This window comes from Paenibacillus yonginensis (genome assembly GCF_001685395.1).
Taxonomy (GTDB): Bacteria; Bacillota; Bacilli; order Paenibacillales; family Paenibacillaceae; genus Fontibacillus; species Fontibacillus yonginensis.
Map to the genome: position 1 here is coordinate 2,332,834 of NZ_CP014167.1, position 26,686 is coordinate 2,359,519.

23 protein-coding genes, 1 tRNA gene and 2 other annotated features are annotated in these 26,686 nt (G+C 51.8%); of the genes, 4 read left to right on the forward strand and 20 right to left on the reverse strand.

Going from position 1 to position 26,686, the window contains the following annotated elements; all coding sequences use genetic code 11:
- Positions 1-45: 45 nt before the first annotated feature.
- Positions 46-301: a binding site (T-box leader), on the reverse strand.
- 154 nt (positions 302-455) lie between these two features.
- Positions 456-3,542, forward strand: a complete 3,087-nt coding sequence (locus AWM70_RS10735; RefSeq protein WP_068696266.1) for a transglycosylase domain-containing protein — start codon at positions 456-458, stop codon at positions 3,540-3,542.
- Positions 3,543-3,672: 130 nt separating this feature from the next.
- On the opposite strand, the gene acsA is transcribed toward AWM70_RS10735, so the two are convergent.
- Positions 3,673-5,409 (reverse strand): acetate--CoA ligase, encoded by a 1,737-nt coding sequence (acsA, locus tag AWM70_RS10740; RefSeq protein ID WP_068696272.1) that lies wholly within the window; start codon positions 5,407-5,409, stop codon positions 3,673-3,675.
- A 411-nt stretch (positions 5,410-5,820) separates the two neighbouring features.
- Here acsA and AWM70_RS10745 point away from each other — a divergent pair, with 411 nt between their 5' ends.
- Positions 5,821-6,483, forward strand: coding sequence for a GNAT family N-acetyltransferase (locus AWM70_RS10745; protein ID WP_083180236.1), 663 nt, complete (start codon positions 5,821-5,823; stop codon positions 6,481-6,483).
- Here AWM70_RS10745 and AWM70_RS10750 read toward each other — a convergent pair.
- The 10 genes from AWM70_RS10750 to AWM70_RS10805 form a co-directional block, all read right to left on the reverse strand.
- Entirely contained in the window at positions 6,480-7,178 is a 699-nt protein-coding gene (locus AWM70_RS10750; RefSeq protein WP_068696274.1) for a 5'-methylthioadenosine/adenosylhomocysteine nucleosidase, read from the reverse strand. The genes AWM70_RS10745 and AWM70_RS10750 overlap by 4 nt on opposite strands.
- A 121-nt stretch (positions 7,179-7,299) precedes the next feature.
- Positions 7,300-8,304 (reverse strand): catabolite control protein A, encoded by a 1,005-nt coding sequence (gene ccpA / locus AWM70_RS10755; protein WP_068696276.1) that lies wholly within the window; start codon positions 8,302-8,304, stop codon positions 7,300-7,302.
- Between the two features lie 108 nt (positions 8,305-8,412).
- Positions 8,413-8,757 carry a bacillithiol system redox-active protein YtxJ gene (gene ytxJ, locus AWM70_RS10760; RefSeq protein WP_068696280.1) on the reverse strand — a complete coding sequence of 115 codons (345 nt, stop codon included), beginning with the start codon at positions 8,755-8,757 and terminating at the stop codon, positions 8,413-8,415.
- A 169-nt stretch (positions 8,758-8,926) separates the two neighbouring features.
- Positions 8,927-9,358, reverse strand: a complete 432-nt coding sequence (locus AWM70_RS10765) for a YgiT-type zinc finger protein (RefSeq protein ID WP_169823429.1) — start codon at positions 9,356-9,358, stop codon at positions 8,927-8,929.
- Positions 9,359-9,785: 427 nt separating this feature from the next.
- Positions 9,786-11,510, reverse strand: coding sequence for a phosphoenolpyruvate--protein phosphotransferase (gene ptsP, locus AWM70_RS10775; protein ID WP_068700572.1), 1,725 nt, complete (start codon positions 11,508-11,510; stop codon positions 9,786-9,788).
- 211 nt (positions 11,511-11,721) lie between these two features.
- Positions 11,722-12,159, reverse strand: a complete 438-nt coding sequence (locus AWM70_RS10780) for a CoA-binding protein (RefSeq protein WP_068696289.1) — start codon at positions 12,157-12,159, stop codon at positions 11,722-11,724.
- Positions 12,160-12,211: 52 nt separating this feature from the next.
- A complete protein-coding gene (gene aroA / locus AWM70_RS10785; RefSeq protein WP_068696291.1) occupies positions 12,212-13,507 on the reverse strand; it encodes a 3-phosphoshikimate 1-carboxyvinyltransferase in 1,296 nt (431 codons plus the stop codon).
- Positions 13,508-13,535: 28 nt separating this feature from the next.
- Positions 13,536-14,075 (reverse strand): shikimate kinase, encoded by a 540-nt coding sequence (locus tag AWM70_RS10790; protein ID WP_068696293.1) that lies wholly within the window; start codon positions 14,073-14,075, stop codon positions 13,536-13,538.
- Between the two features lie 206 nt (positions 14,076-14,281).
- A complete protein-coding gene (gene gndA / locus AWM70_RS10800) occupies positions 14,282-15,688 on the reverse strand; it encodes an NADP-dependent phosphogluconate dehydrogenase (protein ID WP_068696298.1) in 1,407 nt (468 codons plus the stop codon).
- A gap of 188 nt (positions 15,689-15,876) precedes the next feature.
- The gene (locus tag AWM70_RS10805) at positions 15,877-16,476 is read right to left on the reverse strand and encodes a hypothetical protein (RefSeq protein WP_068696300.1); all 600 of its coding nucleotides are present in this window, start codon (positions 16,474-16,476) and stop codon (positions 15,877-15,879) included.
- A gap of 322 nt (positions 16,477-16,798) precedes the next feature.
- Between AWM70_RS10805 and AWM70_RS10810 the strand changes: the two genes are divergently transcribed.
- On the forward strand, positions 16,799-17,422 hold the full coding sequence (locus AWM70_RS10810; RefSeq protein WP_068696301.1) for a DUF1054 domain-containing protein: 624 nt from the start codon (positions 16,799-16,801) through the stop codon (positions 17,420-17,422).
- Positions 17,423-17,428: 6 nt separating this feature from the next.
- Here AWM70_RS10810 and AWM70_RS10815 read toward each other — a convergent pair whose 3' ends face one another.
- Positions 17,429-18,862 carry an MFS transporter gene (locus tag AWM70_RS10815; RefSeq protein WP_068696302.1) on the reverse strand — a complete coding sequence of 478 codons (1,434 nt, stop codon included), beginning with the start codon at positions 18,860-18,862 and terminating at the stop codon, positions 17,429-17,431.
- Positions 18,863-19,063: 201 nt separating this feature from the next.
- Here AWM70_RS10815 and AWM70_RS10820 point away from each other — a divergent pair, with 201 nt between their 5' ends.
- A complete protein-coding gene (locus AWM70_RS10820; RefSeq protein WP_068696304.1) occupies positions 19,064-20,539 on the forward strand; it encodes an aminotransferase class I/II-fold pyridoxal phosphate-dependent enzyme in 1,476 nt (491 codons plus the stop codon).
- 135 nt (positions 20,540-20,674) lie between these two features.
- Here the strand turns inward: AWM70_RS10820 and AWM70_RS10825 are convergent, their stop codons facing one another.
- The 8 genes from AWM70_RS10825 to AWM70_RS10865 form a co-directional block, all read right to left on the reverse strand.
- A complete protein-coding gene (locus AWM70_RS10825) occupies positions 20,675-20,986 on the reverse strand; it encodes a DUF1292 domain-containing protein (RefSeq protein WP_068696305.1) in 312 nt (103 codons plus the stop codon).
- Positions 20,987-21,079: 93 nt separating this feature from the next.
- A complete protein-coding gene (locus AWM70_RS10830; protein WP_068696306.1) occupies positions 21,080-21,637 on the reverse strand; it encodes a stalk domain-containing protein in 558 nt (185 codons plus the stop codon).
- A gap of 224 nt (positions 21,638-21,861) precedes the next feature.
- Positions 21,862-23,844, reverse strand: coding sequence for an arginine--tRNA ligase (locus AWM70_RS10835; protein WP_068700573.1), 1,983 nt, complete (start codon positions 23,842-23,844; stop codon positions 21,862-21,864).
- Between the two features lie 50 nt (positions 23,845-23,894).
- Positions 23,895-24,144: a binding site (T-box leader), on the reverse strand.
- A gap of 144 nt (positions 24,145-24,288) precedes the next feature.
- Complete coding sequence (locus AWM70_RS10840; protein ID WP_068696307.1) at positions 24,289-24,525, reverse strand: DUF3892 domain-containing protein; 237 nt, start codon at positions 24,523-24,525, stop codon at positions 24,289-24,291.
- Between the two features lie 81 nt (positions 24,526-24,606).
- Positions 24,607-25,050, reverse strand: coding sequence for a GNAT family N-acetyltransferase (locus tag AWM70_RS10845; protein WP_068696309.1), 444 nt, complete (start codon positions 25,048-25,050; stop codon positions 24,607-24,609).
- A gap of 143 nt (positions 25,051-25,193) precedes the next feature.
- On the reverse strand, positions 25,194-25,451 hold the full coding sequence (locus tag AWM70_RS10850; protein ID WP_068696311.1) for a hypothetical protein: 258 nt from the start codon (positions 25,449-25,451) through the stop codon (positions 25,194-25,196).
- A 344-nt stretch (positions 25,452-25,795) separates the two neighbouring features.
- Positions 25,796-25,867: transfer RNA gene (locus AWM70_RS10860), tRNA-Val, on the reverse strand.
- Positions 25,868-25,954: 87 nt separating this feature from the next.
- Positions 25,955-26,602 (reverse strand): hypothetical protein, encoded by a 648-nt coding sequence (locus tag AWM70_RS10865; RefSeq protein ID WP_068696316.1) that lies wholly within the window; start codon positions 26,600-26,602, stop codon positions 25,955-25,957.
- Positions 26,603-26,686 lie beyond the last annotated feature (84 nt).

The window sequence follows — 26,686 nt, forward strand, 5'->3', positions numbered from 1 at the left end:
GTTCACCTGCAGAGGCCCAAGAACACAAAAAAGCTCCTTCTCATCCCAAGGGACGAGAAGGAGCGCTCGCGTTACCACCCTAATTAAAACCGATGACTTCACGCCAACTTCCTGCCTGCGGCATCGGTTTTCACTTCATTTCCATAACGGTTCCCCGGCACCGGACTACTCGCATGTATGCTTTCCCCCGGACAGCTCCAGACTGTAATTCAAAGGGGCCTGCTTTCCCGGTTCGCACCAACCACCGTTTCTCTGAGCAGCAGATTATCCGCCTTTTACTGTTGTCCTTCCCAGCTTTTCAAATATGCAACTTTAAGCTAGTTTATAACACAGAATAATTCGGCAAGTCAAGAAAGAGATCACCAAACCGCCTTCATCCCTGGGCATTCGGTCGAAATGAGGGTTCAAAGCCCACAATTTGTGCTATAATGTTGCTTGTTAAAAGGAGGATGCTCATGGCTTTAGATAAAGACAACAGTCCGGAACAGCAAGTCCCCCCGCCCAAACGAAGAAGGGTTGGGCGAATCATTCTTAACCTGATTATAGGGTTGTTTCTTGCAGGTTTGGCCGGCGTGCTGTTTACCTTTGGCGCAGCATTCGGGTATGTGTCCGCCATCGTCAAGGACGATCCGGTCCGATCACGCGCCGATATTGAAGCGCAGATCAATCATAATGACATGACGACCTTTGCTTATTTCAGGGATGGCTCGGGAATTGGGCAGCTCCGTTCTGAAGAGGACAGACGGCCTGTGGAATTCAAGGAAATCCCCTCTTCGGTCATCGATGCTGTCATTTCTATTGAAGACAACAATTTTTACGAGCATAAAGGTGTCGATCTGAACGGAACCCTCCGCGCTGTTAAGCAGCGGGTTCTCAAGGAAGACGTCCAGACCGGCGGGAGTACGCTGACTCAGCAGCTCGCAAGACGTGTGTTTCTGAGCCTTGATCGTACAGAAGACCGCAAGTTTAAAGAGATTCTGCTCGCGCTCCGTTTGGAACGTTTCTTGTCCAAGCAGGAGATTCTGACCGCTTACCTGAACAAGGTTCCTTTCGGAAACGGTTCGAGCGGCTACAATTTGTATGGTATTAAGGCCGCTGCCAGAGGCATCTTTAATATCAGCGACCTGAGCAAGCTGAACATCGCCGAATCCGCTTATCTGGCTGGACTGCCGCAGCTGCCGAGTTCTTATTCGGCCTTCAACGGCAAAGGCGAATTTAATCCAGGCAATTTCAGCCGCGCGATCAAGCGGCAGCATCTTGTGCTTCAACGCATGCTGGAGGAAGGCAAAATCAACCAGACCGAATACAACGAAGCGCTTAATTTCGATATAAAGTCAGCCCTTGCCCCAACGACCAAAAAAGCATACGACACTTATCCTTACCTCATGCTGGAAACGGAGCGGCAGGGCGCACAGATTATGGCTATGCTGAAAGACCCAACCTTAACCCAAGAGGCCTTATCCCGTAAAGAGAACGCCCAGGCGCTTGAGGACGGCAGGCAGCAGCTGATGACCGGCGGCTACCGGATTTACACGACGATCGACAAGAAAGTGTACAGTGCGATGCACAAGGTGTCCGACAACAAGGACAACTTCTCGCCGGAGAGCAAAACCAAAGGGCTTGAGCAGGTGGCCGGCATGATGATCGACCATAAAACGGGAGCGATCCTGGGTATGATCGAAGGCCGCGATTTCTACACGGAGCAAATGAACTATGCTACGCAAATGGTTCGCCAGCCCGGCTCCACGATGAAACCTTTGGCCGCTTATCTTCCCGCTTTGGAGGAAGGGCTGATTCAACCGGCCAGCATCATTGACGATTCGCCGATTATTCTGAAGGACTACCAGAAGGGCTATCATATCCCGGTGAACTCCAGCGGTGGTTATAAGGGTCTCGTTACCGCCCGCACCGCGCTTAATGAATCCAGGAATGTTCCCGCCTTGAAGCTCTTCAATAACGTCGTAGGCATTGATAAAGCCTGGGCGTTTGTTAAGAATCTCGGCATCACCACCATCGAGGATTCGGACTACCAGGCAACGACCGGCGTACTCGGCGGTTTGGCGCATGGCGTAAGCGTGGAGCAACTGACCAACGCCTACGGTGCGATCGCCAACCAGGGTATTTTTAACGACGCTTATATGATTGAAAGAATCGAGGATTCCAAAGGAAATATCGTCTACCAGCACAAAGCTGAACCTAGACGTGTATTCTCGGCACAAACGGCCTTTCTGATGACGGATATGCTGCGTACCGTTATTTCGGCCAGCGGATCGACAGGTCACTCGGTGGCAAGCGATTTCAAGCAATACGGCAAAATTCCTATTGTCGGCAAAACGGGCACCACCCAGAACTACGCGGATGTCTGGTTTGAAGGATATTCACCTGACGTTACGCTCGGCATCTGGGTCGGTTATTCCGAACCTGCGAACACGTTGTCCGACGCCGGCAAGTCACGGGCTCGCAAAATTTGGGCCAAGGTCATGAACGAAGTGACGGAGGCCAAACCGGAGCTGTTCAAAACCAAGGAGTTTGTTAAGCCGGACGGCATCGTCAAGAAGACCGTCTCCGGATACAGCGGCCTGCTGCCTACAGCTTTGACCGAACAGGCAGGCAAAACGAACACGGATTTCTTCAACGAGAAATATGTACCGACCAAACCGGATGACGTTCTGGTTCGGGCCAAATATATTACTTACAACAACGTCAACTATATTCCGCAAGAGGGAACACCAGCGGATATGCTGCAGGAGAAGGTGGTCCTGAAACGTGATCCGCCGATCTCCGAGCTGATCAAACAGCTGGAGAACGCTTTTGCGAATATGAAAGGCAGCCATAAACCGCTGGAGTATTACATGCCGAAGGACGCAGGAGAAGATGCACCGTACGAGGTGGATCCCCGCAAGGATGACGGTGCTCCGCCAGCTGCCCCTCAGGGCGTTGCTGCCGGCTCCGTGACCGGGCAAGCGGCCATTTCCTTTAACAACAACAGCGAAGCTGATGTTGTCGGATACCGCCTGTACAAGTCGGTTAACGGTGGTGCGTTTGCTTATGATCAATCCAAGCTGCTGGGGGCAGGCACTCAGTTTACCGTACCGGTCTCTTCGCTTGAAAGCTATGCCTTCTATGTGACCGCAGTTGACGTGGCCGGCCATGAGTCTGCGCCAAGCAGCATCGTTGCAGCGAACGGCGTATTCGGCGGCACTGGATTGCCGGGTGATCCTTTAGGCGGCGGAGATCCAAGCAACCCTGCTGGAGATCCTGCCGATGGAGTTGCTCCATCGGCTCCGGCCCAACCTCAAGGAGCGATCACGCCTACCGGCGTGACGATCAACTGGAGTGCTAACCCGGCCGAGGAACAGGTAAGCAGCTACAATATTTATTTCTCGGACCAGCCCAATGGCAATTACGTGCTTGTTGGATCAACCGATCAACCTCAATTTGATTACCAAGGCAAAACGATCAGCGGCTATGTCCGGATCACGGCCGTGAACGGCAGCGGAGAATCTCCGCCTTCCAGTTCGCTGCGGGTTGAGCGGAAATAGCATAGTGTTAGTAACAACAAACAGCCCCTCCGGCTTTCGCTGGAGGGGCTGTTTGTTGATTACAGATTTATAACGCTTTTGCTTTTGACTTTAACCGCTACTTTTCCTTGTGTCTTGGGCTTCTTGCCGATCAATCTTCAATCGTGGATAAATCACCGGCCGGCAGATGAAGCTCCCACGCCTTGAGCACACGCCGCATGATTTTTCCGGATCTGGTCTTAGGCAGTTTATCTTTAAACTCGATTTCACGCGGAGCCGCATGGGCGGATAACCCCTCTTTGACAAACCGGGCAATCTCCGCCTTCAGCTCCTCCGTCGGCTCATAGCCGTCACGCAGCGCCACAAAAGCTTTGATGATCTCGCCGCGTACGGCATCCGGTTTGCCAATGACGCCTGCCTCTGCTACCGCCGGATGCTCCACGAGCTTGCTTTCCACCTCAAACGGCCCAATCCGTTCGCCGGAGGAGTTGATGACATCATCAATCCGGCCCTGGAACCAGAAATAACCGTCTTCATCCTGATAGGCGGAATCACCAGACACGTACCAGCCCGGAATCCGGAAATATTCTGCATATTTCGATTCGTTATTCCAAATGGTTCTCATCATGGACGGCCACGGCGTCCGGATCGCTAAATTCCCCATCCGGTTCGGCGGAAGCACATTTCCTTGGTCATCCAGGATAGCGGCTTCGATCCCCGGCAGCGGTTTGCCCATCGAACCCGGCTTGATGGCCATGGACGGGTAATTGCAAATCAGCTGGCCGCCTGTTTCCGTCATCCACCACGTATCGTGGATCCGTCTTTTGTAGACGGCAAGTCCCCAGCGCACAACCTCCGGGTTAAGTGGCTCGCCCACGGAAAGCACGTGCCGCAGGCTGGACAGGTCATATTTTCCCGCGGCTTCCTCCCCCGCACCCATCAGCATGCGGAAAGCCGTTGGCGCGCTGTACCAGACAGTCACTTTATATTTCTCAATCGCCGAATACCAGGCTCCCGGGTCAAAACGTCCACCCAATACGAGGTTGCAAACCCCGTTCAGCCATGGGGCAAAAATCCCGTAAGAAGTTCCTGTTACCCAGCCTGGATCAGCGGTACACCAGTAAATGTCATCTTCTTTCAAATCCAGTACCATCTTGCCAGTAAAATAGTGCTGAATCATGGCATTATGCACATGGTATACGCCTTTAGGTTTCCCCGTTGAACCGGAGGTATAGTGAAGAATCAGCCCGTCTTCCAGCTCCACCCATTCAATTGCGTTATCCGCAGAGACCGAAACCACTTCCTGTTCGAAAGGATATATGCCTGCTCCTTCAGCTTCCGCTTGCTCCGGGGTGGCTCCGACAACAAAAATTGCCCGCAGCTCCGGCAGCTCCTCGCGTTTCACACGTTTTAACAGCGCAGGTGTTGTCACCAGAACAGAAGCACCGCTGTCTTCAAGACGGTCCTTCACGGCCGTCTCCATAAAGGCTTCAAACAAAGGACCGACAACGGCGCCAGCCTTAATGGCTCCCAATATACTAATGTAAAGTTCCGGAGAACGCGGCATAAAAACAAAAACCCGGTCTCCTTTCGTTATGCCATGTTTGCGCAGCACATTGGCAAATCGGGCCGACCAGGATTGCAGCTCTGCAAACGTATAGCTTTCTTCCCGTTCGGCATCCGAATAGATCAATGCGGTTTTGTCGCCCCGCCCTTCCTCCACATGCCGGTCGATAGCCTCATAGGCCAGGTTAATAAAGCCGGTCCGGTGCCAGCTGAACTGCTGTTCCACTTCGTCCCATTGAAAGGATTGGCGGGCCGTTTCATAGTCCCCCAAATTTGTGTTCGCTTGCGTTGCCGGTATAAGTTCTCCCTGCATGGAATTCATCTTTTCATCCTCCCCAATTGTTCATTACACAAGGCAATCGTCCAAATGAAAACGGATTCAATACAAAAGGATATGTTAATCATATAGCTGGTCTACGTCCTTATTCGAAAAAACGGCAGCCGCTGTATGACAAGCATCTATTTGATCAAAAATTATTTTGCAAGGAGAAATTCTGACCCTCCAGGGCGCATTCGGGATTTAATCGGTGATGAGTGGTTGGAATAAACGGCGGTTAACATCTACATAGAGCCAAAGCGGGTTTAGGATAACAAGAGGTTATTGGAACTCACCCAAATATTGTGAATTTTTTATGTCAAAAGCATTATAGCATACCCAAAATGTAAGCGCTACAACTTTTCAAAAATTAGATTTTCTGTTATAAGTGAGTCAAAGGAAGGGGGACGCTGCAACATGATCCATTACAAAATTCATGTTCATCATGAGCTGCCATTAAGCATCCAAGATCAGTCCGGTGGAACAGAAGGAATCACACCTATCGTGGTGGAGGGCCCGGTGCCTCCGGAGCAGCTCCGGAAGTTCGCCATGCACCCTGATCTGGACGCTTTTCGCCCCCCTTCCGAGCAGCTTGCTGCTTTGATCGAAATCGCCGGATTGCCGGAAGGACGAGTTATTGCAGCCAGGCAGGACAACGTGATCCTCGGCTATGTCACTTTTCATTATCCCGATGTTATGGAACGATGGTCGGAAGGCGGCATGGAAGATCTGCTTGAGCTTGGCGCAATTGAGGTGGCGGATGAATACCGTGGCTGCGGACTGGGCTCCTCCATGCTGCGGACTGCCTTCGAGCAGGAACAGCTGGAATCCTATATCGTGTTTACAACGGAATATTATTGGCATTGGGATTTGAAAAAAAGCGGACTTTCCGTCTGGGAATACCGGCGGATGATGGAGAAATTGATGCAGACCGTAAACATGGTCTGGTATGCTACGGATGATCCGGAGATTTGCTCCCATCCGGCCAACTGTCTGATGGTCCGGATGGGCCGGGACGTGCCGCTGTCCTCGCAGGAACAGTTCGATCGCATCCGCTTTCACCAGCGGTTTATGTATTAGAGGCTGGCGATCATTTCATTCAGGATGGCATAAGAACGGTTCGCTGCCTCGACCGTAAATTCGGCAAAATTCACATGAGCCGAGCCGTCCGCTTTATCGCTCATCGAACGAAGCACTACATAAGGCACCCGGTTCATATAACATACCTGGGCAACGGCGGCTCCCTCCATCTCGACACAGGCACCATGCATGTTCTCGTACAAATCCTGAACCACATCGCGATCCGCCACAAACCGATCCCCCGATAACACCCGTCCCACAAGGAACTGATGGTCCTGGCATATCTTCTCGCATGCCCGCATGGCAAGCTTCACCAAGGCATCATCCGCAGGGAAATCCGAAATTTCCTGGTACGGGATGATTCCCCGCGCATAACCTAACGGGGTTACATCCATGTCATGCTGCTGGCACGAAGACGAAATGACGATGTCGCCAATCTGCAGTTCCGGATTCACCGCGCCGGCGACGCCCGTGAACAACACGGAGGAAACGTTGAAGCGGTCGATCATGAGCTGGGTGGTTGCCGCAGCGTTCACCTTCCCTACGCCTGATTTGCTGACCACAACGTTTCGACCGAGCAGCCTTCCAGTCGTGAATGGAATTCCCGCCTGAATTTGTGTGTCCTTCCCTTCCATCTGTCGAAGCAAAAGGGCGATTTCTTCATCCATCGCTCCCAATATTCCGATATAAGGCATGTTCTTGCCGCCCCCTTTTTATTTGTAAATACAAACATTCAGTGCTTTCCGCTCTCAAAAAAAAGCCCCTTTAGCAGGAGCTTTCTTCCGATTATGATCGATTCAACTGTTAGTAGCTGAATTACAAATGACTTACGGACAAGCGGAGAATCGTTTCATGCGGCAAAATAACCCGCATATTCTCAACGTTCTCTTTCTTCATCAGTTTGGTGAGAAGACGCATCGCTACAGCGCCCAAGTCGTACATCGGCTGTGCAACCGTTGTCAGCTGAGGACGCACCATGGAGGCCATGCGGGTGTTATCTACACTGATGATCGAGAAATCATCCGGTACTTTCAATCCCTCGTCCTGAATGCTGTGAATCGCGCCAATCGCCATCTCATCCGTAGCCGCAAAGATCGCCGTTGGGCGTTTCTTCAAGCCGATGAAATATTTCATCGCTTCCACGCCGGATTCATAGCGGTAGTTGCCGATCCGCACAAGGTCTTCCTGGTACTGGATGCCGGCTTTCTCGAGCGCTTTCTTGTACCCCTGGAAGCGGGCGAAGCCGTTAGCAGGGTCCTGCAGGGTTCCGCTGATCATCGCAATCTCGCGGTGTCCGTGACGGATCAAGGTGCTTACAGCGTCAAACGCAGCAGCTTCATGATCAATGTCAACGGAAGGAATCAGACCGTTCTCATCGCTTGTTGCGCAAAGCACGATAGGAACTGCAGACGTTTGGAAAGCCTGAATATGCTCTTCCGTAACCGTTCCGCCCATAAAGAGGAGCCCGTCCACTTGTTTTTCAAGCAGCGTGTTGATGACACGGATTTCCTTCTCTTTCTTCTTATCGGCGTTACACAAAATAATGTTGTAGTGGTACATGTTCGCAATATCCTCAATCCCGCGCGCGATTTCCGCAAAAATCGAGTTCGAGATATCCGGAATAACGACACCTACCGTTGTTGTCTTCTTGCTCGCCAGACCACGCGCAACCGCATTTGGACGGTAACCCAAACGTTCAATTGCTTCATAAACTTTCTTGCGGGTCTGCGGCTTTACATTCGGATTGTTGTTGACCACCCGGGAAACCGTGGCCATCGAGACTCCTGCTTCGCGTGCCACATCATAAATGGTAACCGTCACATTCTTCTCTCCATTGCCAATAAATTTTCATTCGTTCTTCGGGTTTCGTAAGGAGTTTAATTAGGTTTTATGATACGACAAAAATCATCAATCCGCAATGATAACGCTTCACTTTTGGAGAATTTCCTTCAATACGTCAGCCGTAATTCCGGAGTGAGAGGTGTTCCAGACCGCTCTTCCATCCTCAACCAGAATCGCCTGAGGAGATTCATGTTTCACCTGCAGCAAATCGGCGGCTTTCAATGAAACCGGACGATCCTCAACAACATGAATCAAACCGTAGGTTACGTTTTCATTAGGCTGGTCGCCCAAATATTTCAACACTTCCTGATTTGCACGTGCGCTGATCGGACAGCGTGTACTGTGTTTAAACAACAAAACAGGTCGGTCAGAAGAAGAAGTCAAAACATGTTGAAGTTGTTCGGTAGAAGTGATTTTTGTCAATGCAGACATAGAATTGAACCCCTTTCCGAAAAATAAAACGAATAAATAAACGAACTTTCAAATTATTTTATCAAAAAGAAAAGAAAAAAGCCAATTTTCATGAAAATTTTTCACGAATGTTCAAAATCTTTTGTAGGAGTATACAGATCAAACGTTGTCTATGCCGGAAAAAGGGAGGTTATGTAGTTTCCGCCGGCGTGAAAGTCAGCTGGGACAGGCGTGTCATCAACTGCTTCATCCATTTATGATCTTCGTTCTGTTTGGCATACCCGTAAACATCAAGCAGCAGGTTAATCCGTTCTTTACAGCGGCTTTCCACTTCCATTAAATAAACTTCGGCGTTGTTCTCTTGGAAACGGGTTTCCTTATAAACCTCATACATGACCGCCGCCAATTCATTATATTCACTAAATGAAACACTTGCCTTATTCTCCTCTTTCAACTCGGCAAGCAGTTCACACACATCCTGCTTGATGCATGGAAACAGCTCATAAAGGCCGCATTGCTCACATTCCCAGACGGGAACACCTTTAATTTTTATCGTTTTACCGTGAATAATCGTTCTGAAACCCAAACTTTTGATTTGTCCGCAGTTGCAAGGGGTGTCCACCGTACCCACCTCATCCTTTGTGTCAGTTCTAGTCTTGTCGATACCATTAAATAATCGAAACCGGCTTTCGTCAATAGATAAATTATACAGGTGGATTCAAATTTGGAGTTAACTGGTAATAGCAGGGAAGCATCAGGGCGTCCTTCAGCAGGTTCAGACGGTTATGAAAAGGGAAAAAGTACATCGGCAAAAATGCGGTTCCCGTTTTGTCCGACAGGCCCTGGGAGGAAGGATATACCAGAAGCGACGAAAGATTTCCGTTTTCCGCAATCAGAAATTTCGACAAAATTCGTTATTATTCGAAGGTTTTTGTGCTTGGGGTGCCTGTTTCAAGGCCCGAATGGATTGGACAAAATCCCCAGTCCAGCTTGCCAAAAAAAGGCTGCCACCTTATGAGTGGCAGACCTTTTGTTTTAGATATAGGACTTCAGTTCTCAAAATGAGTCCGCGAGGACAGCAGCTCCTCGATTTCAGTTGCCGTTCGGCAAGCAAAGCAGCTGCGGCCCACGTCCGCTTCCTCTTCAGCCGATACATTTAGAATCGAATGTTTTACGCGAAGCAATGCCTGCGGGGACATGCTCAGGTGGTTGACGCCCAGATAAGACCAGATCGGGAGCGACCGTTCGTCCCCGGCCATCTCGCCGCAGACGCTGACCTGGATATGATGGGACTGCGCAGCATCGACGGTCATCTTCAGCATACGCAGCACTGCCGGATGGAAAGGCCGGTAGAGATGGGCGATCTTCTCGTTCATCCGGTCCACAGCCAGCACATATTGCACCAGGTCGTTGGTGCCAATGCTGAAGAAATCGCATTCTTCAGCCAGCAGTTCGGCAGAAGCCGCCGCCGCCGGCACCTCAATCATGATTCCGACAGGAATCTCTTTGTCGTACGGAATGCCCCGCTTATCCAGCTCGGACATGGCTTCCGCGAGAATACGGTTGGCGCTGCGGATTTCTTCCACCGATGTAATCATCGGGTACATAATTTTTACGCTGCCGTGAGCGCTGGCCCTCAGAATGGCGGTTAGCTGCGTCTTGAACAGATCATGCCGGTCAAGGCTGATCCGGATGGCACGATAGCCGAGAAAAGGGTTCTCCTCTTCAGGCAGCGGAAAATATTCCAGCTGCTTGTCGCCGCCAATATCCAATGTTCTTATCACCACAGGATGGAGGCCCGCATGCTCCACAACTCGGCGGTAAATTTCATATTGTTCATCTTCCGTAGGCAGCTCTATCCGATCCATATAAATAAATTCCGTCCTGAACAATCCCACGCCTTCGGCGCCGTGTTTGACGGCCAGTTCAAATTCTTTATAAGAGCTGATATTGCTGGCGAGATGAAAATGCACGCCATCCAGCGTAACCGCGTCCTCCGCAGCCAGAAGCTGGAGCTGCTCTTTCCTGCGCTTCTGCTTCTCGGCCACCAGGGTATGCCGCTCAATAATTTCCGAAGCCGGATTAATGTATAAAGCCCCGCTGCTGCCATCCAGCACAAGCAGGTCGCCTGTCTGGATCATGGAATCCAGCAGATTCTCAAACCCGGAGACAAGCGGGATTCCCAGCGCTCTTGCCATAATAGCCGAATGCGAGGACTTCCCCCCGACCATCGTCACCATACCCAGCACGTGGCTGGGATTCAAATGCACCAGCTGGGAAGGGGAAAGCTCATGCGCTACCAATATGTAAGGCTCATTATTTTTGGGCAGGGTGACTTCAGGCGTCCCTAATAAATGCTTAAGCAGACGATTGCCGACATCTTTGATGTCCAAAGCCCGTTCTTTCATATATTCATCATCCAGCAGATCAAACATGGTTACAAAATGGTCGATGGCTTCCTTGACGGCAACTTCAGCCGCTTTGTACTGCCGCTCTATAATGCCGCGAATCTCGCTCATAAATACCGGATCTTCCAGAATCGCCAGATGCGCATCAAAAATCGTCGACTCTTCTTTCCCCACCATCTGCTGAATTTCGTTGCGAATCTCTTCAATTTCATGTTTGGAGGTCACAATGCCTTCCTGCAGCCGGTCGAACTCCCTGCCGAGATCAATCGTTTCCAATTGCCGGTCCTGAATATCCATTTCCCATGCAGGCAGCACAAAAGCCCTGCCGATGGCTACGCCCGCAGCAGCGCCGATTCCTTGTATCATCATGCACTCAGACCCCTTCAACTTTGCAGTTGTTAGATGTTTTATCTCTTTCTACCCTAGTTATGGTAACTTTGGACCTGTTAATTGTCAAAGGAAAAAGTAACGGAGATTGTAACTAGTTTATCCATCGTCCCCGGAAAAAAGTCCAAAAAAAAGAACCCCTGAGGGTTCTGAAAGTAACAGGGAACAGGAAACATCAGATCAAATCGGATCATTTCTTGTTCTGGCGTTCCGGCTTCAAAACGGCGTCTTCGACCTTGATGCAGCGGTCCATGATCACGTTCAAGCCGGCTTCGGCGGCAATCTCCGCCGCCTGCTCATTGACGATTCCCTGCTGAAGCCATAAGGTGGTTGCTCCTACCTCGACGGCTTCTTTGGCAATGTCCGGCGTAAATTCGCTGCGGCGGAACACGTTCACGATGTCGATCGGCTGCTCGATGTCCTTTAACGAAGCGTAACACCGCTCGCCCAAAATCTCTCCCTGCACAGAAGGATTCACCGGTACGATCCGGTATCCCCGCCCCTGCATGGCCCGGGCCACCATGTAGGATGTCCGGTCCGTCTTATCGGATAATCCGACCACCGCAATCGTGTCCGCCTGCTCCAAAATAGCTTTGATCTGCTCTCGATCCGGATTTGCAAAGGCCATTCGTGATCCCGCCTTTCCTGATTTGTAGACATAGGTTTAAGCCATCTATCTTTTATTCTTTTACCCATTCCACGGACCCGCCAAGCGCGGCAATATGATCAAAAAATTGCGGATAAGACTTCGCCACATGATGGGCGTCCTTGATCACAATCGGGTTGCGGGCGCGGAGGCCGACAACCGTTAAGGCCATAATCACCCTGTGATCATAGTGAGCGTCAATCGTCGCCCCGCCTTCCACGCCAAACGGCTTGCCGTGAACGATGATTTCGTCCCGCTTCTCTTCCACGTCGGCCCCAGCTTTTCTCAGCTCCGTGACGAAATCGGTGATCCGGTCGCATTCCTTGTAGCGAAGATTCTCCACATTGTAAAAACGTGAGGTGCCTTCCGCAAATACGGCTGCCGCCACCATGGCCAGTACCGCATCCGTAGCCGCGTCCCCGTCAAATTCAACGGCTCGCAGCTGATGGTTGCCTTGTACGCGAACGCTGCCGTTTTCGTGGCGCAGCGGCGTGTTCATCATCTGCAGCACGTCTACGACAGCCCGTTCGCCCTGCTTGCTGCGTTCCTCCAGACGATGAACCGTCACGTCGGAACGGGTAACCGCAGCCGCAGCCAGAATGGCCGCCGAACCCGGATAATCCCCTTGGACCACGTAGGTACGGGCCTGGTACTTCTGCTTGCCCGGAACTTTAAACAAGGTGTAATCCGGTGCGGCTTCCACCTGAATGCCCGCCTGCTCCAGCACCTCCAGCGTTTGACCGACGACAACCTTCGATTTCAGATCGCCGGTTACCGTAATTTCGCTGTCTTCCTCAAGCAGCGGCGTCAGGAACAGCAGCGCGCTGAGATACTGGGAGCTGACTTCGCCGGAAACGGTGATGCTCCCGCCTTTAGGTTTGCCCCCGCGAATCGTGATCGGCAGGCGCCCGTTTTGATGTTCGACCTGGACTCCCATCTGCTCCAGCGCTGTGATCAGATCGTCATGCGGACGTTTGCCGAGGGAGTCTGGATAAGTGTTCACAAACGTGATTTCTGGCGATAAGGCGGCGATGGCCATCAGAAAACGAAGCACGGCTCCCGCGTTGCCGACGTTCAGCTCCTTCACCGGGCTCAGCTTGCCGCCAAAGCCGGTGATGACGATTTGATCGTCGGTCTCCTCCAAAGCGGCCCCCAAATCAGCAATACAGCGCCGCATCGCGTCGCTGTCCTGACTGTGCGCCGGATAACGGACCACGCTTGTCCCTTCCGCCAGCGCTGCCGCCAGCAGGTATCTGGTCGTATAATTTTTGGATGAGAGCGCCTGTATTTCCCCTTTAAGCTCCGGGGTTGGCCTTACGATAATATCCATAATAAAAAAGCCCCTTCCACCAATTTGATTAAACGCGTTGAAGCATTAAAATGTGAGCCGCCACTTGTTCAGGCTCCAAAGCGGATGTATCGACTGTGCAGTGGGCAAAGTCGTACGCCTTCTTGCGTTCCTCCAGCAAGCGGAGAATTCTCTCCTTGGCTCCACCGGCCAGCAGCGGACGATTGCTGTCCTCGCCTACCCGCTTCAAGATCGTGTCGGCGTCAGCCTTGAGCGCCACCACCCAGCCTTTGTCAAGCATCAGCCTGCAGTTGTCCGGGTTCAGCACCGCTCCTCCGCCTGTGGCGAGGATGAGCGGTTTGTCCTCCAATAGACGGGCAAGCACGACGGACTCCAGTTCACGGAATACGGCTTCTCCCTGCCGTTCAAAAATTTCGGGAATCGGGCAGCCTGCAGCTTTGACGATTTCCGCGTCGAGATCGACCAGCCTTTTGCCGGTCTTATGCGCAAGCAGCTCCGCCACCGTAGATTTGCCGGTTCCCATCATACCGATAAGAATCCAATTCTCCTGCTCCGGCAATATGACGCACCTACCTTCTGCTGTTAACATTTTTCATATCATATCACATGTCTTGAAAGCTGGCATCCTTTTGCTGACAGAGTCTGCCGGAGTGGCTGCCAGGCTTGTCCCTCCTGCAGAGGAACATTCTTGGTCGGCTGAACTAAAAAAGCGCCGGAAACGGCCTGCGGCCGTCCCTGACGCTTGTCCCGCCGCGCTGTAAAGCCGGCGTTAAACTTGTCATGCATGCAAGGCAATCAGAACCACTGATGGTGGAAGACGCCTTCCTTGTCTACTCTCTTGAACGTATGCGCGCCAAAATAGTCGCGCTGCGCCTGCAGCAGGTTGGCTGGCAGACGTTCCGTACGGTAGCTGTCATAATAGGACAAAGCGCTGGAGAAGCCAGGTACAGGAATACCGTAGGAAACTGCTGTGCCGACTACTTTGCGCCAAGCCTCCTGATAACTTTCCACGACGTTCTTGAAATAGGAGTCAAGCAGCAGGTTCTTGAGCTGCGGGTCACGGTCGTAAGCGTCTTTGATGTTCTGCAGGAACTGCGAACGGATGATGCAGCCGCCGCGGAAGATCATTGCGATGTTGCCGTATTTCAGATCCCAGCCGTATTCGTCGGAAGCGCTGCGCATTTGGGCGAAACCTTGGGCATAGGAGACGATTTTACTTGCAAACAAGGCTTTGCGCACGTTCTCGATAAATTCGGCTTTGTCACCGTCGAAGGATTTCGCAGCTGGTCCGCTCAGAATTTTGCTGGCGGCAACACGTTCCTCCTTCATCGCAGACAAGAAACGGGAGAACACGGACTCGGTAATCATGGACAGAGGCACGCCCAGGTCCAAAGCGCTTTGGCTTGTCCATTTGCCGGTGCCTTTCTGTCCGGCGGCGTCCAGAATAACGTCCACCATCGGTTTGCCGGTTTCTTCATCATATTTGGAGAAGATATCCGCAGTGATTTCGATCAGATAGCTGTCGAGTTCACCTTTGTTCCATTCGGAGAACGTTTCGTGCAGTTCCTTGGCGTCCAGGCCAAGCACGTCCTTGAGCAGGTGATAAGCTTCACCGATCAGCTGCATGTCGCCGTACTCGATGCCGTTGTGTACCATTTTTACGTAATGGCCGGCACCATCAGGACCGATATAGGTGCAGCATGGATCGCCGTTTACTTTCGCAGAAATCGCCGTCAGGATCGGCTCGACCAGCTTATAGGCGCTTTCCTGGCCGCCAGGCATGATGGCAGGGCCGTGCAGCGCGCCTTCTTCGCCGCCGGATACGCCGGTTCCGATAAAGCGAAGGCCTTTGGCTTCCAGCTCTTTGCTGCGGCGCTGGGTATCCGGGAAAAAGGCGTTGCCGCCGTCTATGATAATATCGCCTTGATCCAGATGCGGAACAAGCTGTTCAATCGTAGCATCCGTAGCCGGACCAGCTTGTACCATAATCAGAATTTTACGCGGAGTTTCCAGGGATGCAACAAACTCTTCAATCGAGAAAGTGCCGACCAGGTTTTTGCCTTTGGCTTCTTCGAGCAGGTCGTGTGTCTTCTGCGGGGAACGGTTAAATACCGACACGGTGAACCCTTTGCTTTCGATATTGAGCGCAAGGTTTTTACCCATTACGGCTAGTCCGACAACGCCAATTTGCTGTTTAGACATTTTTTCTCCATCCTTTGCAAACAAAATTTGGATTCCAATTCGATTCCAATATATCATCTTCAAATGGCAATATCCACTTGGCGGACCAGGCTTCATCAAATCAACATAAACACCCCTGGAATTTTACATTTCCGAGGTGTTTATGCTTGCAATTCTCGACATTTTCCCCTTTAACCGGCCAAACGGTCTTATTTCCACTCCAGCTCAAGCAGATTGCGGCGAATGCGCTCCAATACTTTCTTGATCGCTTCCGCTTCTTCCGTATTGCCGGACTCCAGCGCTAGATGGAGTTTCTCCAGCTGTTCATCCAGCGCCGCAAGCAGCTCTTCCGTCCGTTCCTCCGACTGTCTGGAATGGAACATCCGGTTCATCTTGGCGAGACTGGGCTGCGGTTCCTTCTGGTAGAGCACCTTATGCTCCATTCCGGAGATTTCCACCTGACGGATCACCTCGCCGAACAGAATATTTTCAATCAGAATTTGTCTGTCCTTAATCCGTTTGACAACGGCATGCCCCCGCAGATCTCCGATCAGCTTCTCCAGCCATTCTGCCAATTTAGCATCTTTAATGACATAGTCCCCGACTAGCTTGTAGCCCTGGCCTACCCGTTCGAAACGAAGTTTGGTCAGCTTGCGGCCGGTTCTTACGGAAATGATAAAAATCGAATCGTTTTCGCTCCAATACAGCGAATATCCGTCCTGAATCAGGTCGCGGATCAACTGCTGCAGGTGCCGGCGCTCGAAACGCAGATCCAGATTGCAGTACTCGACCTCGTAGCTCTTGTTCACGGCACGCCCTCCTCTGGCGTTTTGCATCCACGCAAAACTTGGTTTCCTCACAGCCTTAACAGGTTTTTACAATATCTTATACTCCATCCTATGTGATGGTAACTTGGATTAATGATTATTTTTACCCGGTATAAGGCCCCTATGACGCAAGCAACCCGGATTCATTCAAGCTGATCGGCTTGGGCAGATTCAAAACGGCTGTCCCATTCTGTCTCCCGGGCCCGGGCTCCGGTGTGGGTCGTTCTTCCCTGGGCATGTGTTATAATCAGGATAAGCTCACTTTATGACGAGTTGATTTTTACGCAATCAGGAGGCTTGTCTCATGTCAATAGCAGGTTTTACGACGCAGGATTTTGATACCATGGCCATTCCCGGGCTGGAGCCCCGCATGGAAGGTTTAATTGCCCATGTACGTCCCAAGCTGGAAGAGATCGGAACCGAGATTCAGCCGTTTCTGTCCGCGCTGACCGGAGACGAAATGTTCCCGCATGTCGCCAAACACGCACGAAGAACCATTAATCCGCCCAACGATACCTGGGTCGCCTGGAGCAGCAGCAAACGCGGCTACAAAGCGCTGCCGCATTTTCAGGTCGGCCTGTTCTCCACCCATTTGTTCATCGTGATGGCCGTCATCTATGAAAGCCCCAACAAAGAGATTATCGGCCGGTATCTGGAGCAGCACGCTTCCGAGGTGCAAAAGAAGCTTCCCGGCGACTACTATTGGTCGATGGATCATATGACGCCAGGCGGGAAACGGAACAGCGAAATCACCGCACAGGAGCTGGCCGAGATGGGCCGCAAGCTGCTGAAGGTGAAGAAATCAGAAATATTGTGTGGCCTCAGCCTGCCGCGCACTTCCGACCAGCTGCAGGATGGCGAAGGCCTTGCCGAGCTCATCCGCAGCACCTTTGAAACGCTTCTGCCGCTGTATAAAATCTCCTTTTGATCCCATTTAACGAAGTCGGGCTTTGGACCCGCTTCTGTCGTTCAAGGGCCTGCCGGCCGTCTTCTGACGGATGGCGGGCCCTTGGCGGGTTCTGCGGCCGGGTCTGGAAATCCAGAGATGAATAAGCAGCAGCGTGCCCATCGAGCCTGCACTGACCAGAAACGGTGCAGACGGGCCAAAGAGATCCCACAGCTTGCCGGAAATGACCGGGCCAATCACCATGCCGCAGCCCTGAATCGTCAGGAAAAAGCCCCACACGGTCCCTTTCTCGCCTTCCGGAAGCTGCTTGGCGATCATCGTATCCCAGGTCGGCAGGATAAATGCATAGCTGGCTCCTATGCAGACCACAAGAATCCAGATCATAGTCATCTCCCGGAACAAGGCCAACCCCAATACAGACAGGAAAGCCAGCAGAAACCCGGTGTTCAGGAATATCCGGGTCCCGTATTTATCCGCAAGTTTGCCGACCGGAATCAGTCCCAGCACCGTCACTGCGCCTCCGGTTACAAGCAGAATGCTGAACATCGCAGGGGACAACAGAAGCACCGTGCGAATATAAAGCGTAATGACGGGGGTTAACACACCGATCGCAAAAGACTGCAGGAATAAAGCAGGGTACAGGAGCCGGCTGACCTGCAGGTTCATCCGGATCTCCGTGAACGTCCGCTTTAAATTAGCCCCCAGCTTCCGCAGCCCTCCGGCCATTAAGACGGGCGATGCCGAAGAAGGCCGGCCGGCGGCTTCAGGCAGCGTTTCGGCCGTCTTGTTCAGGGCCGCTTCGAGAACCGGCTTTGATTGGGGCTTGAGCGGCGTCGTCTCTGCCGGCAATCCCGCCTGTTTTCTCTGCCGCTCCTGACGGATTCCCGGCAGCAGAAAGGCCAGCAGCAGGGCAAGCGTAAGGCAGCCGAGCAGAATCCAGAACACACCTTCATAGGATCTGTGGATAAACAGGTTGATGACGACAGGACCGACGCCGGTGCCGCCCAGCGTAGACATTTGAATAATGCCCATCGCTGTGCCGAAGTTTTGTTTGCCCTCAGTCATTTCAGTAATGCCCATCAGCACGCACGGCCATAAAGGAGCCGTCCCCACACCCAGCAGTGTGCAGCCCAGGCCGATGATCAAAGACCGCTCTCCCCAGGCAATCAGTGCAACAGCGCCCAAAGACAGGATCAGACCGGCCAGCATCGTAAGCCGGAATCCCACCCGCTCAACCAGCCAGCCGGCTGGACTGCGGAAGAAATTATCTCCTATATACTGCAGAGAAAGGGAAACGCCGATCGCGAAAGCCGAAAGCCCCAGCACGCTTCCCATATAAACCGGCAAAATTGTGACCAGAAGAGCGCTTTTAACCACTTCGATCAGGAACATAATCAGCCATAAACAAATGAATGTCGGTGTCAGAACTTTTTTCTCAAAACCTTTGACCTTCATTTTCATCTTCTGTCCAACTCCCGCTGCGTAAAATAAAAGGGCCATCCTGCTATACAGTCTGCCCTTCCGGCAAGGAATTTTAACCCATATTTACACAAAAGAGCCCCCGCCGCTTAATGGTAGACAAGCTTATGCTTGCATTCCCGACTCTTTTTGTTATACTCAACTTTGTTTATATTTCATTTTAGAAAGGCAGTGACGGCCACAATGGATCACAACCGCACGCCGCTCTTCACCGCATTGAAAGCCCATGCGGCCGGCAATCCCGTACAATTTCACATTCCGGGACATAAAAAAGGACTCGGAATGGACGAAGAATTCCGTGAATTTATCGGCGATAACGCCTTGTCCATCGACTTGATCAACATCGCTCCCCTGGATGACCTTCATCAGCCTACGGGTGTAATTGAAGAAGCTCAAAAACTTGCCGCCGATGCGTTCGGCGCTACGCATACTTTTTTCTCCGTACAGGGGACAAGCGGTGCGATTATGACGATGATTATGTCTGTTTGTTCTCCCGGAGACAAAATCATTGTGCCGCGGAACATCCATAAATCCATTATGTCCGCTATTATTTTTGCAGGGGCCAAGCCGGTGTTTGTCTCCCCTGCCCAAGACCACAATCTGGGCATTGACCACGGCATTACGACTTCCTCTGTCGCCCGTGCGCTCAAACGCCATCCGGACGCCAAAGCGGTTGTAGTTATCAATCCTACCTACTTTGGAGTGGTAGCCCATCTGGAAGAAATCGTAGAGCTGGCTCACAGCCACAACATTCCGGTGCTTGTGGATGAAGCGCACGGCGTACACATCCATTTCCACGAGGATTTGCCGGTATCAGCGATGCAGGCCGGCGCGGATATGGCCGCCACCAGCGTACACAAGCTCGGGGGCTCCATGACCCAAAGTTCCGTGCTGAATATCAATGCCAAGAACGGACTGATTAACCCGCAGCGGGTTCAAACGATCATCAGCATGCTGACGACGACCTCTACGTCATATCCTTTGCTCGCTTCCCTGGATGCGGCACGGCGCAATTTGGCTCTAAACGGCCATGATTTGCTGACGGAAGCGATTAAGCTTGCCGATTATCTGCGGGACGAAGTGAACAAAATCGAAGGTCTTTATTCGTTTGGCAAGGAAATTCTGGGCAGCGAAGCCGCTTATGACATGGATCCGACCAAGGTGACCATCCATGTCCGCCACCTCGGCATTACCGGCTACGAAACGGAGAACTGGCTCCGCGAGCATTACAATATCGAAGTCGAGCTTTCGGATATGTACAACATTTTGTGCCTGGTCACAGCCGGGGACTCGCGCGAAACGATCGATACCCTGCTTCGTGCGCTGCGTGATTTGTCTGAGGCCTATCATCAGAAAGGCGAAGTCAAAGAGCTTATCGTGAAGACGCCGGAAATTCCGCAGCTGTCCCTCATTCCGCGCAACGCTTTCTATGCCGATACGGAAGTGGTGCCGTTTAAGGAATCCGCAGGCCGGATTATCGCCGAGTTTATTTACGTCTACCCGCCGGGCATTCCGATTCTGCTGCCAGGGGAAGTCATTACCCAGGAGAACATCGATTATATCGTGGATCACGTCGAGGTCGGACTGCCGGTGAAAGGACCGGAGGATCGTTACATTAACAATGTCAAAGTCATTATTGAAGCCGATCCGATCTTCTAATGGCTGCGCTGCGTTTCAGCGCGGCGCTTCGATCCTGCGCTACATCAAACTCTAACCAACATATAAAAACGCACAAAAGGCTCCCCATCGGGGAGCCTTTCTCATTGTTGTAAATGAAGTTAGCGTGGCTTGGAATTATCCTTCGTCCTGTGCAGATACAAGCTCGTTGTAAGCTTCTTCAACACGGGCCCATTCTTCTTCGTCTTCGATGTTGGTCAACACCATTTCTTCATCTTGCTCTTCAAGACGCAGAATAATGCCGTCGGCTTCAGGGTTGTTGCGCTCAAGCAGCAAGGCGTAAACATTGTCGGCTACGTCAAAGGTTTCAACCAACACCATTTCAACGTCGTTGCCCTCTTCGTCAGTCAAAGTTAACACGAACTCTTCATGCTCGTGGTCGTGATCATGATCGCAGTTCTCGCCGTGTACATGATTGTGATCGCTCATGGATTCTACCTACTTTCGGTCATTTGATAAACAGTCTATGGTTTACCATCGTATCGTAACATTTTCCAACATTAAGGTCAATTTTGCCGCGGATTAACTGCCTATGGCTGTTATGACCTTTTGGGAGATCAGGGTATAGTCGTCGTCCCCGGTTCCTTTCATATAAAAGCCGACCGAATATTTCCCCGCAGAGTTAAACTCGTAAGTAAAATCCGCTGTGCGGAACCAGAAGTTATCTTTCTGGTCTTTGCCGATCTCCTGGGACTGAATGGATTTAACCGAGCCGTCCGGCGCTGTAATTGCCACCTTCACCGAACTGATGTCGGCGGTCAAGCTGTCGATCTGGCAGAAGACATTAAACTTCAATTTCCCGACATTGACGTTGCCGAAAGGGGTATCCCCTTTAAATAGAAAAATATGCACATTCGGTTTGTTGAATTTAACCGTTTTGGAATCGTCATTGTAGTTCACCATTCCGCCAAGTTCGCGGATAGGCACATAGGTTTTGCCGTCAATGATGTAAGCCCCGTCGGACAGTTCACGGCTGTTAAACAGAACCTTGATCTTCTGCGAGGTGCCGTCCGCATACAAAAGCGTGCTGCTCGCCAGGGAAAACAAAAGCAAAAAAGCCGCCGTTCTTTTCCAACCCATACCGTCATCCTCCTATCTATCTTCGCTGCTGCTTAATTATACGAGACCAAGAGGATGCGAGTTGCGGTGCTTACGGGAAAAGTTCTCCATTTTTTCAGCCTATTCAGCTGTTCACCCGAGTCTGGCCCCACCATCCGGGAAAACTACCTTTAATAGGGAGCTAGAAAGCTTACAGACCAGGAGAAGTATGCAGGCTGCAGAACATTCAAACCGCCGATTTGCAGCTACATCCGCTCTGGTGCGGGAAGCCCCAAGCTGTCCAGCACCTCCTTCAGCACGCTATTGAAGCAGCTGGTCAGCCACAAACGGAATTCCTTCGTTCCCGAAGCCGCTTTGATAATCGGACATGCGCCGTAAAAATTGTTGAACAGCGAACACAGCTCATAGCCGTACCCGCAGATCATATGAGGCGCCAGACTACTGCAGGCCGTCTGCAGCACATCGGGCCATGCGGCAATCTGCCGTAGCAGGGCATGCTCGGCCGGCTCCAGGGAATCAGGCCAATTCATCGGAGCAGCGGGCTGAAAGGACGGTCCATGTCCGCAAGCATCTCCCTGAATCGAATCCGGCCTTGCCCCTGTCTTTGCTGCGCGGCTCTGCTCCGCTCCTTTATTCAGCACGCTGAGCGAACGTGAATAAGTGTACAGCAGGTACACGCCGGTGTTGCCGGAAATTTCGGTGGCCTGCTGCAGATCAAACACGACTTCCGTCTGCAAATTAAAGCGGAGCAGATAATAACGGATAGCTGCCGCCGCTATCACACGGCTGGGCAGTCCGTCCTGATCCGGACGGCTGTCAGCGATCACCTGCTCCATCCGGTCCAGCAAGGCGGAAATTTTCATGCCGATCCCCTGTCTGCCGGACATCGCATAAGAGGATTTACCGTCCGTGACGTCCATCCCCAGCTCCAACGCGGCATTTCGGCTGAGCGACACGACGCCGTAGCTGACATGAAGCAGGTTGGCGGCCTGCTCTTCATACCCCATCAGCTCCAGCGACTGGCGGACCATCGCCTGCGGGTATTCCTGCCTGCGGTCAATCACGTTGATGACCTTGTCAGCATGACCGAAGACGCCGTCCGTGCCTTGTCTGGCTGTTGACCAGACTCCCTCCGCAAAAGGCGTATACCGGAACTGCCTGCCCAGCAGCCCGAACTTCCATAAATGGTAAGCGATATCTTTGGCTGTATAGGTCAAAATTCCGTTAGAACGTACAAGCACCTTATCTTGGTTATGATCGGATTCCGGATCCGGAACGGTTTCTCCTTCCGCTTCGGAAACCTCCTCCTGCTGTTTCACTCCTGCTTCGCTTGGCTGCGCCTGAGGCTTCAGCACCCAGCAGCCGGCCAGCTTGCCTGATGTCTCCCGGACAAAATTCGGTGTCTGCTGAAGACGCTGGAAAGCGGCGTCCCAGAAGCCCTCGCGAACAATGCTGCTCTCCCAGACCAGCAGGTCATAGCCGATGCCAAACTCCCGCATCTCCTCCAGATGTTCCCGCACAATCTGGGAGGCTGTAATGAACCCGAGCCAGGCCAGATTCCCGGTTCCCTGCTCAAGGCCATGCAGCACTTTGGTGCGCTCTGCAGTCAGCTCCGGGCTGTCCTCCCCTTGCTTGTGCAAGCCTGAATACACATCCCAGCAAAAGTCGCCAAATCTCTTATAATCGCCGCTTGCCGGGGTATGCAGCAGGCCGACCACTGTATCCGCAAGCTGATTCCCGAGATCATCGATATAATTGTGCACCTCGACTTCGGCCCCGCTTTTTCTAAGCATTCTGACCAGCGTGTCCCCGATGCAGGAGTTGCGCAGGTGGCCGATATGCGCGGATTTGTTGGGGTTAATAGAGGTGTGCTCAACGACGATTTTCAGGGGAGACGGCGGATTGGCCGGCTGCCCCCGCTTTGCCCATTGCCCCCAGTTCACGAACAAATTGATAAAACCCGGAGCCGCGACCTCCACTTTGGCGATCAGCCCTTCGGCTCGGGTCGACAGCTCATCGCCAATTTGCTCCGCGATCAACATCGGCGGACGTCTCAAGAGCTTTGCCAGCTGCATCGCAATATTGGTAGAGAAGTCGCCGTGCTCAAGCTTGGACGGCTGTTCGATCTGCACTTTCCAGAAATGTTCCTCCCGGCCTTCCTCGCCGTGGGCATGAAGCACCTTTTCTACCCCTGACTCCACGAATTGCTGTACCCATGTGTTTAACATAACAAATCCCCTTTCCGTTTGATTAAAAACGCAAAAATCCCCGTCTCTTGTTAAGAGACGAGGACAGGGACTCGCGGTGCCACTCTTGTTGCCTGAACCGGACAGCATGACAAGGGAACCCCCTTCAGGCCGGTCAGGCCGCTTGAACAAATAACGGTTTGCGCCGGGGCAGCCTACATGATGCGCTTTCGGCAGCCCGTCTCCCGGGTCCGCTTCGCCAAATCCCTCTGTACCGGCTTCCACCCTCCCGGCTCGCTAAAACATGGGTAATTCGGTTACTCTCCCGTTCCATGACTTTTTGAAATATTTCAGATCATTATAAGGAGAAGCGAGGTAAAAAGCAAGCTTAAATTTCCAATTATAAAAGGCATTTCCGCGTTCTGCGAAAATGCCTCTTTCTTTTTGAGAGGAACAAAGTCAAAGTCGTTGCAAATTCCGCAAGATTTAGAAACCCGGCAGCGCATCCAGATTGTTGGTCGGATCACCGTCGGCGTCCCCGCGGATATAAAACTCGCCATCCCGGCCTTTAAAGGTGTTCACACCGGCAATAGCGCCTGCCTGTACCTCTCGAAGCGCCTCTTCATAATTCAGCACGCGGCCGCTGGACGTTTTGAAAGCCGTCAGATCGCCGTCTCCGTTCTTCTGAACCGCAATAAAGGTCTCTCTTGTAGGCAATGCCATCATCCTCTCTCCTTGATGTGGAATTTCCTTATAGGAAGGATGACCTTATTCTGTCCTCGGGCTGGCAGTTTATGCGGAGAGTTACAGCTTTTTCTCCATCCGGTGATGCAGAATGCCAGCATCGTCAAACGGCTCCTTGCTGATGATGGCATAACCCAGCTTCTCATAGAAAGGCACAGCATGAAGCTGCCCGTCAAGCACCGCCTTCTCGAAGCCCAGCTCGCGGGCCAGCTCCTCAAGGCCAATCATCAGCACTTTGCCGATGCCTTTGGAGCGGAAAGCTTTGCGAACGGCAACCCGCTGAATTTTGGCAGCATTATCTTTATAATAAGTGATCCGGCCTGTCGCCGCATATTGTCCGTCCTGTTCAATCAGCAGATGATGGGCGTCGCCGGCGATATGATCAAATTCATCGATCTCCAGGGAAACCGGTACCTTTTGTTCTTCTACAAAAACTTCTTGTCGAATGTCCAGGCAGTTCTGCAGCTGGTCTTCGGACTTAACGGGAATAATAACAGCAGCCATGATGACAACAAGCCTCCTAAAAAATAGTTCTTCCCAAGCAAAATCAGCACTATGCCGACCCGTAATAAGGTACGCCACGCGCTTCAGCTTAAGTCGAATTATTATACATAAAAACGTATACTTTGTACACCGGTCTGTCCGGTTTAAGGAAGCTTTAACTGATCCGCACCATAGACATCTTCATGCACCGACTGATGGTAGACATCTTCAATGACGGGCAGATCAGCGTTCTCCCCATCGTCCTGCAAATCATATTCCGTCTGTCTGAGCAGCGTTTCCTGATTGGGAACCATCGGCTCGCAGCCCGTTAATGGCAGACTAAGAAGCACCAAGCCGAGCAGCAGCCTGCAGGCAAGCCGTCCCGGTTCAAAGGCTCCAGAGTTTATCTTCTTCAGGTTCATAACTCTCCCTCCGTTTCTGGTATTTTCAGTGTTTGCTGGAGGGAGAGGGTTTATACACGGTAAATGCGGCATTGACATACGGTTATTACGGTTAAGCTAACCGGGGATGGAAATAGAATGTCATCCCTTTCGGGGGGCTGTGGACTCCAGTGGTTTGTCCATGAAAGTCCCGACTACCTGGTCATCTGCGGAGCCCAAGCTGGCTTGGATAAACGAATGAACAAAAGGCAGCTTCCTAACGAGACTGTTCCATTTTCGGACAAGCTGCGAGGGCGCGGTCCGGGGAAGGAGGTTAAAGACAACAAAAACCCTTGAAGCCTGTCGCTTCAAGGGTTTCCTTCAAATAGGACGGATGGGGATCGAACCCATGACCCCTACCCTGTCAAGGTAGTGCTCTCCCGCTGAGCTACCGTCCTTCAGTGAGATTTATAATATCACATCAATCTCACACCTGGCAAGACAATTTATTTAGCATCATGCTAGTTTCTTTCTCTACTCTACTCTTAAGCGTATTTCTCTTCCATCCGGGCATATTCCTCTTCGACATAACGGATGGCTTCAACGACATCCAGCCAAATCGGATGATGCTCGAGTCCGGCTTTGAACACCAGATGTTTGACTTCAAAATAAAGCCTTTTGACATCCCCGAGCTTTGCTTCGACCGTTAATTTGTCTTCCACCTCAAAATAAAACTCTAAAGCATTTATGCGTTTAATCAGTTTATAAAATTTAGCCGCCCTTTCTACATCCGGGAACAGATTTTCTCTGCTCAGCCGGGGGAATAACCGGCCCGTTTGCTCCGCTTTAGCGCCCGCTTCTTCTACGGTACCCACCCTGGGGGAAGAAATCTCATCCCCGGTCTCTTCCAAAGGGTTTCCCGCCAAATGCGGTGCCAGCCTTCCTTTCCTTCTAAACCGGAGTAAGTCGTCCCGCACATCCTGAAGCAGCCGGATCACTTCCGAGAATCCGATAATCAGACAACCCGGTATCATATAAGAAGCCCACACCGATAAAGCGGCGGTAAATTTAAAATCAGAATCCTCACCTGCCGTTAGACTGCCTGCTACAAAACCGCTTACAAAACCAAAAGCTAATATCACAATACCGATCCAGAACAGTATCCTGCTGGTCAGATTCCGGTTATTTGGCATAACTGATTCAGCTCCTTTATTTCTAACCTCGTCAGAATAATGCTTACTCTCTATATATTCAACTTCCCCGCCTTCGTCTCCTGT

Bases quoted from the DNA above. Each gene is read 5' to 3' on its own strand.
- AWM70_RS10735 (WP_068696266.1), top strand. From the start codon at position 456: ATGGCTTTAGATAAAGACAACAGTCCGGAACAGCAAGTCCCCCCGCCC.
- acsA (WP_068696272.1), bottom strand. From the start codon at position 5,409: ATGAATTCCATGCAGGGAGAACTTATACCGGCAACGCAAGCGAACACA.
- AWM70_RS10745 (WP_083180236.1), top strand. From the start codon at position 5,821: ATGATCCATTACAAAATTCATGTTCATCATGAGCTGCCATTAAGCATC.
- AWM70_RS10750 (WP_068696274.1), bottom strand. From the start codon at position 7,178: ATGCCTTATATCGGAATATTGGGAGCGATGGATGAAGAAATCGCCCTT.
- ytxJ (WP_068696280.1), bottom strand. From the start codon at position 8,757: ATGTCTGCATTGACAAAAATCACTTCTACCGAACAACTTCAACATGTT.
- ptsP (WP_068700572.1), bottom strand. From the start codon at position 11,510: ATGATACAAGGAATCGGCGCTGCTGCGGGCGTAGCCATCGGCAGGGCT.
- AWM70_RS10780 (WP_068696289.1), bottom strand. From the start codon at position 12,159: ATGGCCTTTGCAAATCCGGATCGAGAGCAGATCAAAGCTATTTTGGAG.
- aroA (WP_068696291.1), bottom strand. From the start codon at position 13,507: ATGGATATTATCGTAAGGCCAACCCCGGAGCTTAAAGGGGAAATACAG.
- AWM70_RS10790 (WP_068696293.1), bottom strand. From the start codon at position 14,075: ATGTTAACAGCAGAAGGTAGGTGCGTCATATTGCCGGAGCAGGAGAAT.
- gndA (WP_068696298.1), bottom strand. From the start codon at position 15,688: ATGTCTAAACAGCAAATTGGCGTTGTCGGACTAGCCGTAATGGGTAAA.
- AWM70_RS10810 (WP_068696301.1), top strand. From the start codon at position 16,799: ATGTCAATAGCAGGTTTTACGACGCAGGATTTTGATACCATGGCCATT.
- AWM70_RS10815 (WP_068696302.1), bottom strand. From the start codon at position 18,862: ATGAAAATGAAGGTCAAAGGTTTTGAGAAAAAAGTTCTGACACCGACA.
- AWM70_RS10820 (WP_068696304.1), top strand. From the start codon at position 19,064: ATGGATCACAACCGCACGCCGCTCTTCACCGCATTGAAAGCCCATGCG.
- AWM70_RS10825 (WP_068696305.1), bottom strand. From the start codon at position 20,986: ATGAGCGATCACAATCATGTACACGGCGAGAACTGCGATCATGATCAC.
- AWM70_RS10830 (WP_068696306.1), bottom strand. From the start codon at position 21,637: ATGGGTTGGAAAAGAACGGCGGCTTTTTTGCTTTTGTTTTCCCTGGCG.
- AWM70_RS10835 (WP_068700573.1), bottom strand. From the start codon at position 23,844: ATGTTAAACACATGGGTACAGCAATTCGTGGAGTCAGGGGTAGAAAAG.
- AWM70_RS10840 (WP_068696307.1), bottom strand. From the start codon at position 24,525: ATGGCATTGCCTACAAGAGAGACCTTTATTGCGGTTCAGAAGAACGGA.
- AWM70_RS10845 (WP_068696309.1), bottom strand. From the start codon at position 25,050: ATGGCTGCTGTTATTATTCCCGTTAAGTCCGAAGACCAGCTGCAGAAC.
- AWM70_RS10850 (WP_068696311.1), bottom strand. From the start codon at position 25,451: ATGAACCTGAAGAAGATAAACTCTGGAGCCTTTGAACCGGGACGGCTT.
- AWM70_RS10865 (WP_068696316.1), bottom strand. From the start codon at position 26,602: ATGCCAAATAACCGGAATCTGACCAGCAGGATACTGTTCTGGATCGGT.